The 14,473-nt window shown below is 71.7% G+C and carries 12 protein-coding genes; 8 read left to right on the forward strand and 4 right to left on the reverse strand.

Features of this window, described 5'->3' with window-relative positions; translation table 11 throughout:
- Nucleotides 1–57: 57 nt before the first annotated feature.
- Genes ABZY31_RS00440 through pdhA form a run of 3 tightly spaced genes read right to left on the reverse strand, consistent with a single transcriptional unit; the run spans nt 58 to nt 3,723 of the window.
- Entirely contained in the window at nt 58–1,500 is a 1,443-nt protein-coding gene (locus tag ABZY31_RS00440; RefSeq protein ID WP_356403658.1) for a dihydrolipoamide acetyltransferase family protein, read from the reverse strand.
- 31 nt (nt 1,501–1,531) lie between these two features.
- A complete protein-coding gene (locus ABZY31_RS00445; RefSeq protein ID WP_356402990.1) occupies nt 1,532–2,512 on the reverse strand; it encodes an alpha-ketoacid dehydrogenase subunit beta in 981 nt (326 codons plus the stop codon).
- A 2-nt stretch (nt 2,513–2,514) separates the two neighbouring features.
- On the reverse strand, nt 2,515–3,723 hold the full coding sequence (pdhA, locus tag ABZY31_RS00450) for a pyruvate dehydrogenase (acetyl-transferring) E1 component subunit alpha (RefSeq protein WP_356402993.1): 1,209 nt from the start codon (nt 3,721–3,723) through the stop codon (nt 2,515–2,517).
- Nucleotides 3,724–4,046: 323 nt separating this feature from the next.
- Here pdhA and ABZY31_RS00455 point away from each other — a divergent pair, with 323 nt between their 5' ends.
- Together ABZY31_RS00455 and ABZY31_RS00460 are read left to right on the forward strand one after the other, a co-directional pair.
- A complete protein-coding gene (locus tag ABZY31_RS00455) occupies nt 4,047–4,718 on the forward strand; it encodes a response regulator transcription factor (protein WP_356402996.1) in 672 nt (223 codons plus the stop codon).
- Between the two features lie 113 nt (nt 4,719–4,831).
- Nucleotides 4,832–5,248, forward strand: coding sequence for a pyridoxamine 5'-phosphate oxidase family protein (locus ABZY31_RS00460; RefSeq protein WP_356402999.1), 417 nt, complete (start codon nt 4,832–4,834; stop codon nt 5,246–5,248).
- Nucleotides 5,249–5,325: 77 nt separating this feature from the next.
- Here ABZY31_RS00460 and ABZY31_RS00465 read toward each other — a convergent pair whose 3' ends face one another.
- Entirely contained in the window at nt 5,326–6,891 is a 1,566-nt protein-coding gene (locus tag ABZY31_RS00465) for a protein kinase (protein ID WP_356403002.1), read from the reverse strand.
- Nucleotides 6,892–7,118: 227 nt separating this feature from the next.
- On the opposite strand from ABZY31_RS00465, the gene ABZY31_RS00470 reads away from it, so the two are divergent.
- From ABZY31_RS00470 to ABZY31_RS00495, 6 genes are all read left to right on the forward strand, one after another.
- Entirely contained in the window at nt 7,119–8,780 is a 1,662-nt protein-coding gene (locus tag ABZY31_RS00470; protein ID WP_356403004.1) for a protein kinase, read from the forward strand.
- Nucleotides 8,781–8,905: 125 nt separating this feature from the next.
- On the forward strand, nt 8,906–9,409 hold the full coding sequence (locus ABZY31_RS00475) for a hypothetical protein (protein ID WP_356403007.1): 504 nt from the start codon (nt 8,906–8,908) through the stop codon (nt 9,407–9,409).
- An 87-nt stretch (nt 9,410–9,496) separates the two neighbouring features.
- A complete protein-coding gene (locus ABZY31_RS00480; RefSeq protein WP_356403010.1) occupies nt 9,497–10,168 on the forward strand; it encodes a PadR family transcriptional regulator in 672 nt (223 codons plus the stop codon).
- The gene (locus ABZY31_RS00485; protein ID WP_356403013.1) at nt 10,161–10,928 is read left to right on the forward strand and encodes an ABC transporter ATP-binding protein; all 768 of its coding nucleotides are present in this window, start codon (nt 10,161–10,163) and stop codon (nt 10,926–10,928) included. Before ABZY31_RS00480 ends, ABZY31_RS00485 begins: the two co-directional genes overlap by 8 nt.
- Entirely contained in the window at nt 10,925–13,780 is a 2,856-nt protein-coding gene (locus tag ABZY31_RS00490) for an ABC transporter permease (protein ID WP_356403016.1), read from the forward strand. Before ABZY31_RS00485 ends, ABZY31_RS00490 begins: the two co-directional genes overlap by 4 nt.
- 83 nt (nt 13,781–13,863) lie before the next feature.
- A complete protein-coding gene (locus tag ABZY31_RS00495) occupies nt 13,864–14,403 on the forward strand; it encodes a bacterial proteasome activator family protein (RefSeq protein WP_356403019.1) in 540 nt (179 codons plus the stop codon).
- Nucleotides 14,404–14,473: the final 70 nt, after the last annotated feature.

Consider the following 14,473-nt stretch of genomic DNA (forward strand, 5'->3'; position numbering starts at 1 on the left):
CACCGATGGCCGGCCACCCATGGGGGTGGCCGGCCATCGGCAGGGTTCAGCAGCCCGTCAGGCCCAGGTGACCAGGCGCTTCGGGTGCTCCAGGACCGCCGCGATGTCCGCGAGGAACCGGGAGCCCAGCTCACCGTCGATGAGACGGTGGTCGAAGGACAGCGCCAGGGTGGTGACCTGACGCGCCTTCACCTTGCCCTTGTGCACCCACGGCTGGAGCTTGATCGCCCCGACCGCGAGGATCGCGGACTCGCCGGGGTTCAGGATGGGCGTACCGGTGTCGACGCCGAAGACGCCCACGTTGGTGATGGTGATGGTGCCGCCCTGCATGTCCGACGGGGACGTCTTGCCCTCGCGGGCGGTGGCCACCAGGTCGGACAGGCCCTGCGACAGCTCCGCCAGCGTCTTGGCGTGCGCGTCCTTCACGTTCGGCACGATCAGACCGCGCGGGGTGGCCGCCGCGATGCCCAGGTTCACGTAGTGCTTGAGCACGATCTCCTGGGCCGCCTCGTCCCAGGACGCGTTGACGTCCGGGTTCCGGCGGATGGCGATGAGCACGGCCTTGGCGATGAGCAGCAGCGGGTTGATCCGCAGCCCCGCCATGTCCGGGTCGTCCTTCAGCTCCTGGACGAGCTTCATCGTGCGCGTCACGTCGAGCGTGATGAACTCGGTGACGTGCGGCGCGGTGAAGGCCGAGGCGACCATGGCCTGGGCCGTGACCTTGCGGACGCCCTTGACCGGGATACGGGTCTCCCGCGCACCCGGCGCCGCCGGAGCCGCCGCGGCCGGGGCCCCGGTCCGCACGGCGGGAGCGGCGGCGGGGGCGGACTCGGGTGCGACCGGCTGCGGAGCCGACGCGGCGGTGGCCGCCGCGTGCACGTCCTCGCGGGTCACGACGCCGCCCTCGCCGGTGGGCACGATGGCCGCCAGGTCGATGCCGAGGTCCTTGGCCAGCTTGCGCACGGGCGGCTTGGCCAGCGGGCGCTCGGCGCCCGCCTGCCCGTGACCGCCGCCGTACCCGTGGCCGCCGTTCCCGTTCAGCGCCGCGGCCGCGGCCGGCGGAGCCGCCGGGGCCGGCACGACCGGGGCGGCCGGAGCCGCCGGGGCGGACACGGCCGCCGCCGGCGCCGCCTTGCGGGGGCGGCGCTTGGTGGACGCGGTGGAAACGCCGTAGCCGACGAGGACGGCCTGGCGCGCGGCGGGCGCGGCCTCCGCCTCGGGAGCAGCCGCGGCCGGGGCGGGGGCAACGGCTTCGGCCGGAGCCGCCGCTGCGTCATCGCCGCCGGTCCGCACCGAGATGATCACCTCGCCGACGTCGACCGTCGTCCCCTCGGCGAAGCGCAGTTCGTGGACCACGCCGTCGAAGGGGATCGGCAGCTCGACGGCCGCCTTCGCCGTCTCGACCTCGCAGACCACCTGGCCGTCCGTGACCGTGTCCCCGGGCTGGACGAACCACTTGAGGATCTCGGCCTCGGTGAGCCCCTCGCCCACGTCGGGCATCTTGAATTCGCTGATCGTCACGAAAATCTCCTCAGTACGCCAGCGAGCGGTCGACGGCGTCGAGCACCCGGTCCAGGCCGGGCAGGTACTCGTCCTCCAGGCGGGCCGGCGGGTACGGCGCGTGGAATCCGCCCACGCGCAGCACCGGCGCCTCCAGGTGGTAGAAGCACCGCTCCGTGATCCGCGCGGCGATCTCCGAGCCGACGCCCAGGAACACGGGCGCCTCGTGCACGACGACCAGGCGGCGGGTCTTTTCCGCCGAGGCCTGGATGCCGTCGAAGTCCACCGGGGACATCGACCGCAGGTCCAGGACCTCGACCGACTTGCCCTCCTCGGCGGCGGCCGCGGCCGCTTCCAGGCACACCTTGACCATCGGGCCGTACGCGGCCAGGGTCACGTCCGACCCCTCCTGCGCGACCCGCGCCTTGTGCAGCTCGCCGGGGATCGCCTCGACGTCGACTTCGCCCTTGTCCCAGTAGCGGCGCTTCGGCTCGAAGAAGATCACCGGGTCGTCGCTCTGGATCGCCTGCTGGAGCATCCAGTAGGCGTCCGCCGCGTTCGAGGGCGAGACCACCTTCAGGCCCGCCACGTGCGCGAACAGCGCCTCGGGGGACTCGGAGTGGTGCTCGACCGCGCCGATGCCGCCCGCGTACGGGATCCGGATGACGATCGGCATCTTGATCGTGCCCAGCGAACGCGCGTGCATCTTCGCGAGCTGCGTGACGATCTGGTCGTAGGCGGGGAAGACGAAACCGTCGAACTGGATCTCCACCACGGGCCGGTAGCCGCGCAGCGCGAGCCCGATCGCGGTGCCGACGATGCCCGATTCGGCGAGCGGGGTGTCGATGACCCGCTCCTCGCCGAAGTCCTTCTGCAGGCCGTCGGTGATCCGGAAGACGCCGCCGAGCTTGCCGACGTCCTCGCCCATGATGAGGACCTTGGGGTCGGTCTCCAGAGCCTTGCGCAGCGAGTCGTTGAGCGCCTTGGCGATGGTCAGTTTCTGTACCGGCATGGTCACTCCCCACCCTCGAAGGACGCGAGGTAGGCGGCGAACTGGGCGCGCTCCTCGTCGACGAGCGCGTGCCCGTCGGCATAGACGTTCTCGAAGATCGCCATGGTGTCCGGGTCGGGCATGGCCCGCACGACCTCGCGGACGTGCTTGCCGAGGGCCTCGCTCTCGGTCTCCAGCTCCTCGAAGAACGCCTCGTCGGCGAACCCGCTCGCGAGCAGGTGGGTCTTCAGGCGCAGGATCGGGTCCTTGACCTCCCAGGCCGCGCGCTCCTCGTCCCGCCGGTACTTCGTCGGGTCGTCCGAGGTGGTGTGGGCGCCCATGCGGTACGTGAACGCCTCGACCAGCGTCGGGCCCTCGCCGCGGCGGGCGCGGTCCAGGGCCCAGCGGGTCACGGCCAGGCAGGCCAGGACGTCGTTGCCGTCGACCCGTACGCCGGGGAAGCCGAAGCCCTGGGCGCGCTGGTAGAGCGGTACGCGCATCTGGCGCTCGGTGGGCTCGGAGATGGCCCACTGGTTGTTCTGGCAGAAGAACACCACGGGGGCGTTGTAGACGGCCGAGAAGGTGAACGCCTCGGCCACGTCGCCCTGGCTGGAGGCGCCGTCGCCGAAGTACGCGATGACCGCGGAGTCGGCGCCGTCCTTGGCCACACCCATGGCGTAACCGGTCGCGTGCAGCGTCTGCGAGCCGATCACGATCGTGTACAGGTGGAAGTTGTTGAGGTTCGGATCCCAGCCGCCGTGGTTCACACCGCGGAACATGCCCAGCAGGTTCGTCGGGTCGACTCCCCGGCACCACGCCACACCGTGCTCGCGGTAGGTGGGAAAGACGTAGTCCTCGTCGTTCAGCGCGCGGGCGCTGCCGATCTGGGCGGCTTCCTGGCCCAGCAGGGAGGCCCACAGGCCCAGCTCGCCCTGGCGCTGGAGCGCGGTGGCCTCGCCGTCGAAACGGCGCGTGAGGACCATGTCGCGGTAGAGACCGCGCAGGTCGTCTCCCGTGATGTCCTCGACGAAGGCCAGGAATTCCGCGTTCTCGGGATGGTCCGCGGCCGAGACCCGGGTCCCCTCGGGCGTCAGCAGCTGTACCAGCTGCGGCTCGGCACTCTGGGCGGCGGCTGCGGCAGCGGCGTTCTTGCCGGCGCTCGCGGCGCCGGCCGCTCGCTTGGTGCCGCTGCTGCGTCGCGGCTTGCGCGCGGCAGTGCTCTCCACGGTCACGTGTGCTCCTCCGTCGGTCCGGCACCCGGGTTCTCCGGGGACCAGTGCGGCTCGCCGAAATCCGTGCGCGCGCACGGGGTGGGTGCGTCGCGGTGGGGATTCCGGCGTGACAGGTGCCCCGGCGAGTGCCCTGCGCAATGCACGTTACCCAGTGGGCCGCATATCTGCGAAACCCCGTTTGACCTGCGATTTTGCTTGGATTTCCAAGTAAATCCGAGGATCCGGGAACAACCACTGGTCACAGCCTTGCAGGGGGCCGGAACAACGGCACGTTATCCCGGCGTCTTGCGGCAGGGAAGGGGTGAGTGTGTGAAACTGAATCCGTGCGCGAAGACGGAAAAATCAAGGTATTCCTCCTGGACGACCACGAAGTGGTACGGCGAGGGGTCTATGAGCTCTTGTCGGTCGAAGAGGACATCGAGATCGTCGGCGAAGCCGGTACTGCGGCGGACGCGCTGGTGCGGATCCCGGCCACCCGGCCCGACGTCGCCGTGCTCGACGTGCGCCTGCCCGACGGCAGCGGAGTCGAGGTCTGCCGCGAGGTGCGCTCCCAGGACGAGGACATCAAGTGCCTGATGCTGACCTCGTTCGCCGATGACGAGGCACTGTTCGACGCAATCATGGCCGGGGCCTCCGGATACGTCCTGAAGGCCATCCGCGGCAACGAGCTGCTGCACGCCGTCCGCGACGTGGCGGCGGGCAAGTCGCTGCTGGACCCCGTCGCCACGGCGCGGGTGCTGGAGCGGCTGCGCGACGGCAAGAACGGGAAGGGCGACGACCGCCTCTCGAACCTCACCGACCAGGAACGCAAGATCCTGGACCTGATCGGCGAGGGTCTGACGAACCGCGTGATCGGCGAGCGGCTGCACCTGGCCGAGAAGACGATCAAGAACTACGTCTCCAGTCTGCTGTCCAAGCTGGGCATGGAGCGCCGGTCCCAGGCCGCCGCCTACGTGGCGCGCCTGCAGGCCGAGAAGCGTCAGGGCGTGCGGTAACGGCCCTGCCCCGGATTCCACGGGGCGGCCCGTCCGACTCGGGACCAAGGTCCCCGATGGTGGGGGCGGGCTCCTCTTTTCCGGCGCCGCGCCGGTACCGGACAGTGGACGGCATGTCCCCTGAGGAACGCCACGCCATCGAACTCCTGCGCCGGGTGCCGTACGGCCGTGTCGCCACGAGCATGCGCGCGCTGCCCTTCCTCGCCCTCGCCCGCCACATCGTGGTCGACGGCCGGGTGGTGCTGAGGATGCACGCGGGCTTCGGCTACCACCACGCCTGCAACGGCAGCGTGGTGGCCTACGGGGCGGACAACTTCAACAGCGGGGACCCCCGGCTGTGGTCGGTGCAGTTCACGGGAACGGCCCGGGTCGTCGAGCCGGCCACCGCCGAGCTGGAACTCTTCGGTCCGGCTCCGCATTTCATGGACGGCGCGGTCTTCGAACCCGTCTACATGCGCATCGAGCCGCAGTTCGTAACGGTCCACGCCCTGGTCGGAAATCCAGATCGGGCCTACCAGCACGCACGCTGACCAGCTATTTCGCACCGCAGCACGCAACGTTTACGGGCCCGGCGGAAGCAATTGCGCCGGGCCCGTAAAGGTGTTCTCTACTCCTCGAAGCCGTTGTTGCGCCCGTCCCCGGTCGTCGGAGTGCTCGACGGCGGCTTCGACGCGTGCGTCTTCGTCGGCGTCGGGCTCGGCGTGTCCGACGGCTCGCTCGACGACTCCGTGGCGGTCGGCGTCGGCGACGCGCTGTAGCTCGACGATGTCCGCGGACGGCTCGGTGTCGACGAGTAGCTCTCGCGCGGGCCGTAGGTTTCCGGCGAGTCCGACGGGGTGGTCTCGGGGCTGCTCGGCGTGGACTGCGCGCTGCTCTGCGGGCTCTGCGAGCTGCTCTGCTCGGGCTTGCCGGCGCCGCCGCCCTTGTCACCCGTCTTGTCCAGGGCGAAGACCACGCCGGCCGCGATGGCGACCACCGCGAGGACCGCGAACAGGACCATCTTCCAGCGGCCGCCGCCGTTGCCGCCCTGCCCCTGCCCGTGACCCTGGCCGCCGTCGTGGTAGCCACCGCCGCCGGGGAAGGCCGAACCGTCGTCCGGGTTCAGCGGCGGCACCATCGGCTGCTGGAACTGCGAGGTCGTGGAGTGCGAGGGGTACCCGCCGTTGTTGCCCATCGGCATGGCCGCGGTCGCGGCGCCGCCCCGGCCGTTCGGCAGCGCCATGGTGACCGGCCCGGTGTTCCAGGTGCCCGTGTTGGCGCCCTGTTCCTGGAGCATCTGGAGGGCGTAGCCGACCAGGCCGCGCATCTCCTCGGCGCTCTGGAACCGGTCGTCCGGGTCCTTGGCGAGGGACCGCATGACCAGTCCGTCGAGTTCCTGCGGGATCGTGTGGCCCTCGGGCAGCTGGGAGGGCGGTACGGGCGCGTCCTGCACGTGCTGGTAGACCACCGACAGCGGGGTCTCGCCGGTGAAGGGGGGCCGCAGTGCGAGCAGTTCGTACAGCAGGCAGCCGGTGGCGTACAGGTCCGAGCGGTGGTCGACGGCCTTGCCGAGGGCCTGCTCCGGGGAGAGGTACTGCGGGGTGCCCATGACCATGCCGGTCTGCGTCATCGTCGACTGCACGCCGTGCAGGGCGCGCGCGATGCCGAAGTCCATCACCTTCACCGCGCCGGTGTTGGTGATGATGACGTTGGCGGGCTTGATGTCGCGGTGCACGATGCCGTGCTGGTGCGAGTAGGCCAGGGCCTCCAGCACGCCGGACACGATGATGAGCGCCTGCTCGGGGCCCGGGGCGTCGGCGCTGATCAGCAGGTCGCGGATGGTCCGGCCCTCGACCAGCTCCATCACGATGTACGGGACGACGTTCGGGCCGACGCGGTCCTCGCCGGAGTCGTACACGGCGACGACGGCGTGGTGGTTGAGGCCCGCGACCGACTGTGCCTCGCGGGTGAAGCGGGCCTTGGAGACCGGGTCCTCGGCGAGGTCCGCGCGCAGCAGCTTCACGGCGACGGTCCGCCCGAGGCGCACGTCCTCGGCGGCGAACACCTCCGCCATGCCGCCGCGGCCCAGACGGTGGGTCAGCCGGTACCGGCCGTCACCCACGATCCCGCCGGCGCCCCAGTGCTCAGGACCATCAGCCATCCCGGCGCCGTTTCCCTCGGGTTCGGGTGCCATCAGTCCTCGCCGTCGTCTCTCTCGGCCGCACGAGCGGCGGGCCTTGTTCGGAGTGCTCCGATGAACGCTACAGCCTCCGCGCGACTCGCCGACCGGGTCGAGCGCCCTGTCCCCGTGTGGTCACGGAACGGGCACCTGGCTTGACGTGGGCTTGCCCTCCGGCAGACTAGGCGCGATATGCGCTGTGCCAGACGCGCACGCACGCCGCCCGAGGGGAAGCAACAGTCATGAGCCAGGACGGTACTGAGGGCCGGTACGCAGGCGGGTCCTTGGCCGGTGGCCGTTACCAGCTGCGGGACTTGCTCGGCGAGGGCGGCATGGCGTCCGTCTACCTCGCCTACGACTCGGCGCTCGACCGGCAGGTCGCGATCAAGACGCTCCACAGCGAGCTGGGCCGCGAGCAGTCCTTCCGCGAGCGCTTCCGCCGCGAGGCGCAGGCTGTAGCCAAACTGTCGCACACCAACATCGTCTCGGTGTTCGATACCGGCGAGGGTGACCTGGACGGCATGCTCATGCCGTACATCGTCATGGAGTACGTCGAGGGGCAGCCGCTCGGCGCGGCCCTCCAGTCGGACGTCACGCAGTACGGCGCGATGCCCGCCGACAAGGCGCTGAAGGTGACCGGCGACGTGCTGGCCGCCCTGGAGACCAGCCACGAGATGGGCCTGGTCCACCGGGACATCAAGCCGGGCAACGTGATGATGACCAAGCGCGGCGTGGTCAAGGTGATGGACTTCGGCATCGCGCGCGCCATGCAGTCCGGGGTCACCTCGATGACCCAGACCGGCATGGTCGTGGGCACCCCTCAGTACCTCTCCCCCGAGCAGGCGCTCGGCCGGGCCGTCGACGCCCGCTCCGACCTCTACTCGGTCGGCATCATGCTCTTCCAGCTGCTGACGGGCCGGCTGCCGTTCGAGGCGGACTCGCCGCTGGCGATCGCGTACGCGCACGTGCAGGAGGAGCCGGTCATGCCGTCCTCCATCAACCGCGCCGTGACGCCCGCCATGGACTCGCTCGTCGCCCGCGCACTGAAGAAGAACCCGAACGAGCGCTTCCCCACGGCCGCCGCCATGCGCGACGAGGTGCTGCGGGTGCTGTCCGCGGGGCAGACCGGGGCTCCTTCGATCGTCCCGGGTGCGCCCGTGAGCAGCGGCGCGGGCGTGTCCTCGGCGGTCTTCCCGCCGGTGGACTCCGGCTTCCAGTCCCCGCCGCACCAGTCCGTGCAGCAGCCCTACCAGCCCTCGCCGTACGCGCCCGCGCCGCAGCACCAGCAGACGCCGCCGCCGCACGGGTACGCCTACCCGCCGCCGCAGCACACGCCGCCGCCGGTGCCGCAGCAGCACGGTCAGTACGCGCCGCACGCGCCGCAGACCCCGCCCCCCTTCACCATCTCCCCGGTGACCGGTAGCGGCTCCGCGAGCGGTGGCGGCGCCGGTGCGGGCAACGGCCGGAACACCCCGGTGATCGTGGGCGCGATCGTGGTGGCCCTGCTCGCCATCGGCGGTCTGATCACGGCCATCTCCCTGAACTCGGACGACAAGGGCGGGGACTCCCCGTCCTCGGCCTCCTCGGCCAGTGGCTCGCCGTCCGCCAAGGCCGGTCACAAGGGCCCGGACACCACCCGCACCATCGACGTGGCGAAGTGCAAGGAAGCGTCCAAGTCGTACAAGGACGCGGCCAAGGTCAACGCCCCGGACTTCCGGTACAAGAACCTCCGCTCGGTGAAGGAGTGCATCCAGGCCGCGGGGTGGAAGTTCACCATTCAGACCCGCGACGAGGCGGTGTACGGCCAGGACACGGTGCTGGAGCAGCTGCCGGCGGCGAACACCGACGTGCCGAAGGAGGGCGCCGAGTTCACGCTGGTCGTCTCCACCGGAGACCCCCAGTAACGGCGCCTGCGCAGGACGCTCCCGCATCCCGGGCCACCCTGATGGGGTGCCCGGGATGCCGCTTTTGCCCCACCGTGTAAATCTGAGCGGGACATCTCGGTCGCTCGGGACGGGAGGGGCTCCCCGTGACGCAGTACCTCCGCCGCCTCGCCGGGACCGCGCCCGCCTTCGCCGCGCTGGCCTTCACCGTCCTGGTGCCCGCATCCCTGGCCCTGGCCGCGGCGCCGGCCAGTGCCTCCCCCCTCGTCGCCCTTCCCGCCCGGCACGACGCCCCCGTTCCCGCGCACTACCTGCTGCCGGGTTTCGAGGGGCCCGGGGACGACGAACTCGCGGGCAGCGCCGCGGGCGCCGGACGCGAGCACCCCGGCCGGCCCGCCACCGAGCCCGCCGACCCGGAGGCAGTCCTGGCCTCGCGGCCACTCCCTCTGCGACCGCGCACCGCAGAGCAGGTGGCGCCGCCGCCGCGCACCGAACCGAGTCCGCCGCCCCCGCCGCGGGCCCGGGCCATGGGCACCGGAGTCAACGAGCGGGCCGCCGATCTGGCGGCGCACATACTGCCGCTCGGCACGGGGTTCGCCCTGATGGGAGTGGGTCTGGGGTACATGGGCGTGCGGTTGCGCCGGGGCTGATCCGGCCCCCTTCCGGGCGCCCTCCCCCTCAGGACGTACGACTCAAGGCGGTTGTCCCGCCGAACATACTCGGTATACATACTGAGTATGTCTATCCGCCATGGCCTCCTCGCCCTCCTGGAACGGGGACCTCGGTACGGCTCACAGCTGCGCACCGAGTTCGAATCCCGTACCGGCTCCACCTGGCCGCTGAACGTCGGGCAGGTCTACACGACCCTCGCCCGGCTGGAGCGCGACGGTCTCGTCGCGCCCGGCGGCGAGGACGCCGCGGGCCACACCCTCTACGCCATCACCGCTACCGGACGCGAGGAACTGCGCGACTGGTACGAGCGGCCCGTCGACCGCGCCAACCCGCCCCGCGACGAGCTGTCGATCAAGCTCGCCATGGCCGTGGGCACGCCCGGCGTGGACATCCGCGCCGTCATCCAGGCCCAGCGCCACGCCACGATCCGGGCCATGCAGGACTACACCCGGCTCAAGGCCCGGGCGCTCGCCGCCATCGAGAGCGGAATGTCCGAGGAACGCGACGACGTGGCCTGGCTGCTCGTCGTGGAGCAGCTGATCTTCCAGACCGAGGCCGAGGCCCGCTGGCTCGACCACTCCGAATCGCGGCTGGTGCGGCTCTCCGTCCTGGCCGAGCGGGGAGCCGTGCCGCCCGCACCACCGACGGCCTCCCCGGCGCCCGGACCGCCTCCGGCCGCCGCCGCCTCCCTCACCTCCACCGCACAGCCGTCCCAAGGGGGACTCCCGCATGCATGACCAGCACCCGTACCCCAGCCGTCCCGCCCGGCAGCAGCAGCCCGTCCTCCAGCTCGACCAGCTCGTCCGCACGCACGGAAGCGGCGCCACCGAGGTGCACGCCCTGCGCGGCATCAACCTCTCCGTGTACCCGGGCGAACTCGTCGCCGTCATGGGCCCCTCCGGCTCCGGCAAATCCACCCTGCTGACCCTCGCGGGCGGTCTCGACACCCCCACCAGCGGCCGGGTCGTCGTCGAGGGAACCGACATCACCACGGCGAGCCGCAAGCAGCTGGCCGCCCTGCGCCGGCGCAGCATCGGCTACGTCTTCCAGGACTACAACCTCATACCGGCCCTCACCGCCGCCGAGAACGTGTCCCTGCCCCGCGAGCTGGACGGCACCTCCGCCCGCAAGGCCCGGATCTCCGCCCTGGCCGCCCTGGAGGAGATGGGCCTGGGCCATCTCGCCGACCGGTTCCCCGACGAGATGTCCGGGGGCCAGCAGCAGCGCGTGGCCATCGCCCGGGCCCTGGTCGGCGACCGGCGCCTGGTCCTGGCCGACGAACCGACGGGCGCCCTGGACTCCGAGACCGGCGAGTCCGTCCTCGGACTGCTGCGCTCCCGCTGCGAAGCGGGAGCCGCGGGGATCCTGGTCACCCACGAACCGCGCTTCGCGGCCTGGGCGGACCGGGTGGTCTTCCTGCGCGACGGCCGCGTGGTCGACGAGACCATGCGTTCCCAGGCCGACTCCCTCCTGTCCGGACTGGGGCCCGCCCTGTGAGGACCTGGTACCACTCCTGGATCGCCGCCCTGCGGATCGCGCGCCGCGACGCCTGGCGCGCCAAGGGCCGCAGCGTCCTGGTCCTCTCCATGCTGGCCCTGCCCATCATCGGGGTGAGCGCCGCCGACCTGACCCTGCGCAGCGCCGCGCTCTCCCCCGGCCAGGCGCTGGACCGCAAGCTCGGCACCGCCGACGCCGAGCTGCGCTCCACGGGCATGGGCACCCCCATCTACCAGCAGCCCGACGGCGAGAACTACGCGCCGGTGGGCGGCTACAAGGACTACACCCCGCCCAAGGACGCCGAGGAGCAGGACAACGCCAAGGCCGCGATCCCGGCGGGCGCCGAAAGCGTCAAGAACAGCCTCGGTCACGGCAAGATGCGCACCACGCACGGCCTGCTGAGCACCCAGCTGCGCGAAATAGACCCGGCAAGCCCGCTGGTCAAGGGCATGTTCACGCTGGACGGCGGGCGGCTGCCGCAGCAGCCCGGGGAGATCCTCGCCACCCACGCGTTCCTGTCCGAAGCCGGGTACTCCATCGGCTCCGAGGTCACCCCGCGCGGCATGCAGACCTCGTACCGGATCGTCGGCGCGTACGAACTGCCCAACTCCCTCAAGACCACGGAGATCCTCGCCCCGCCCGGGACGCTGATCGACCCGCTCGCCCGCGCCCTCACCGAGGCCGGACTGTTCCCGCTCCGGGCCACCGACACCTACTTCGTGAAGGTCGGCGGCGATGGTTTCACGTGGAACATGGTCAAGGAGGCCAACACCAAGGGCGCGACGGTCCTCTCCCGCGCGGTGACGCTGAAGCCTCCGGCCGACTCCGAGGTGCCGCTGTTCCAGCAGGAGAGCCGGAACGCCTTCCCCGACCTGAACGACCGGTCGACCGAGCTGGCCATCGCCGCGACCGTGGTCGGCCTCGCCATGCTGGAGATCTGCCTGCTGGCCGGTCCCGCCTTCGCGGTCGGCGCCCGCCGCTCGCGCCGCCAGCTCGGCCTGGTCGGCGCCAACGGCGGCGACCGGCGGCACATCCGGTCGATCGTGCTCTCGGGCGGCCTGGTGCTCGGCGCCACCGCCGCCGTCATCGGCACCGGCATCGGCGTGGCGCTCACCGTCGCCCTGCGGCCGCTGCTGGAGGAACAGCTCGGCGTCCGCTTCGCCGGCTTCGACCTCAGGCCGCTGGAACTCGCCGGGATCGCCCTGCTGGCCGTGCTGACCGGCGTCCTGGCCGCGATCGTGCCGGCCGTCACCGCCTCGCGGCAGACCGTCCTCGCCTCGCTCACCGGCCGCCGCGGGGTCCGCAGGTCCAACCGGATCCTGCCGTTCCTCGGCCTGCTCGCCCTCCTCGGGGGCGCGGCCATCATCCTCTTCGGCACGGTGTCCGGCAGGGGCTTCGCGGTCGTCGCGGGCGGCAGCGCCATCGCCGAGCTGGGCCTCGTCGCCATGACCCCCATGCTGGTCGGCCTGTTCGGCCGGGCCGGGCGCTGGCTGCCGCTCTCCCCGCGGCTCGCGCTGCGCGACGCGGTGCGCAACCGCGGGCGCACGGCCCCCGCGGTGGCCGCCGTCCTGGCCGCCGTGGCCGGCACGGTCGCCGTGGCGACGTACCAGCACAGCAAGGACGTGCAGGCGGCTCACGAGTACGTCGCCAAGCTCCCCGCCGGATCCGGCACCGTCATCGTCAACGAGGAGGGCGCCTACCGCGACGTGCCCGCCGTCCGCGAGGCCCTGTCCCGGCAGTTCCCGCTCTCCGTCCGGGCCGACGTGGACCGGCTCGTCGTCGGCAAGGCCGGCTGCGAGCGCTCCGGCAGCGGCAGCGCTGCGGGCTGCGGCCGCGCCGAAGTCGTCGTGCCCAAGGAACAGCGCTGCCCGCTGGACGACGCGGAGCACGGCCCCGCGTCCTTCAGCCCGGAAAAGAAGAAGGAGCTCCGCGGCGACTGGCGTTGCGCACAGAGCGAGCACTTCGCCCGGTACACGACCGTCGTCGCCGACCAGAAGCTGCTGACCGCGCTCGCCGTCACCGACCCGGGCACGGTGTCGGCCCTCGCCTCGGGCCGCGCCGTCTCCTTCGACAAGCGCAACGTCAAGGACGGCAAGGTCACCATCCGGCTGATCACCGACATGGCGAAGGCCGACGCCGCGGTGTCCCAGCACAAGGAGATACCGGGCGAGGACCGTGTCTTCCCCGTCCACCAGGCCCCGGACTCCGCCGAGGCGTACGGGATCCAGCTGATCCTGCCGCCCGCCGCGGTACAGGCGGCCAAGATCGCCACCGCTCCGTTCGGCTCGTACTTCGCCCTCGACGGCACGGCGACCTCCGTCCAGCGGCAGAAGCTCGACGGAGACCTCGACCGGATGGGTGCGGACGCCGAGGTGTCCGTCGAGGCGGGCTTCCACCCCACCTCCGACCTGACCCTGCTGGCCCTGACCCTGTTCGCCGGTCTCGTCACCATCGGTGCGGCCGGCATCGCCACCGGACTCGCCCAGGCGGACTCGGAGGCCGACCTGAAGACCCTCACCGCGGTCGGCGCTCCCCCGCGGGTGCGGCGCACGCTGAGCGGTTTCCAGTGCGGGGTGGTCGCCCTGATGGGTGTGGTGCTCGGATCCGCCTCGGGCATCCTGCCCGCCGCCGGGCTCCGGCTCGTCCAGCGGCGCGAGGTGACGCGCCTCTACGAGTACGGCGTGGCCCACGGCAACTGGAGCGCCGCCGAGGGCGGGCCGCCCTGGGTGCCCATCGTGGTGCCGTGGCAGACGCTCGTCGAGCTGCTGGTCGTGGTACCGCTCGGGGCGGCCCTGCTCGCCGCGCTGGTCACCCGCTCCAGCGGCGCGCTGGCCCGCCGGGCCACGGGCTGATCCCGGTGCCCCCGGACAGGGTGGATCACGCCTGTCCGGGGGCACACCGTGTGAGTACGAAGGTGTGGGAGACAATGGTCGGCATGGAGATGCCGAGTGGTGAACGGTCGCAGGACAGCCCCCCTCACGTCCTGATCCTGGGACAGGACGGGACGGCGGTCGGCGGCGCCGACGACGAGTCTCGCGAGGTCCCGGTGACGGAGATGGTCGAACAACCCGCCAAGGTCATGCGGATCGGCAGCATGATCAAGCAGCTCCTGGAAGAGGTCCGCGCCGCCCCTCTCGACGAGGCCAGCCGCGTCCGCCTCAAGGACATCCACGCGGCATCGGTCAAGGAGCTGGAAGACGGCCTGGCCCCCGAGCTGGTCGAGGAACTGGAGCGGCTCTCACTGCCGTTCACCGAGGAGGCCATTCCCTCCGAGGCGGAACTGCGCATCGCGCAAGCCCAGTTGGTGGGCTGGCTGGAGGGCCTCTTCCACGGCATCCAGACCGCCCTGTTCGCCCAGCAGATGGCCGCCCGGGCCCAGTTGGAGCAGATGCGCCGCGCGCTGCCGCCCGGCTCCGGACACGAGGACGACGAGGACGGCGGCCACGGGGCCATCCGCTCCGGGCCGTACCTGTAGGCCCGTAGGGCCGCGGAACGCACGCCCCGTCGCCGTCCGCGCATCGTGACGCCCCGCCACCCCCGCAAGG

Origin of the sequence: Streptomyces sp. NPDC006529 (assembly GCF_040611795.1) — a bacterium.
In the GTDB taxonomy this organism is placed as follows: domain Bacteria; phylum Actinomycetota; class Actinomycetes; order Streptomycetales; family Streptomycetaceae; genus Streptomyces.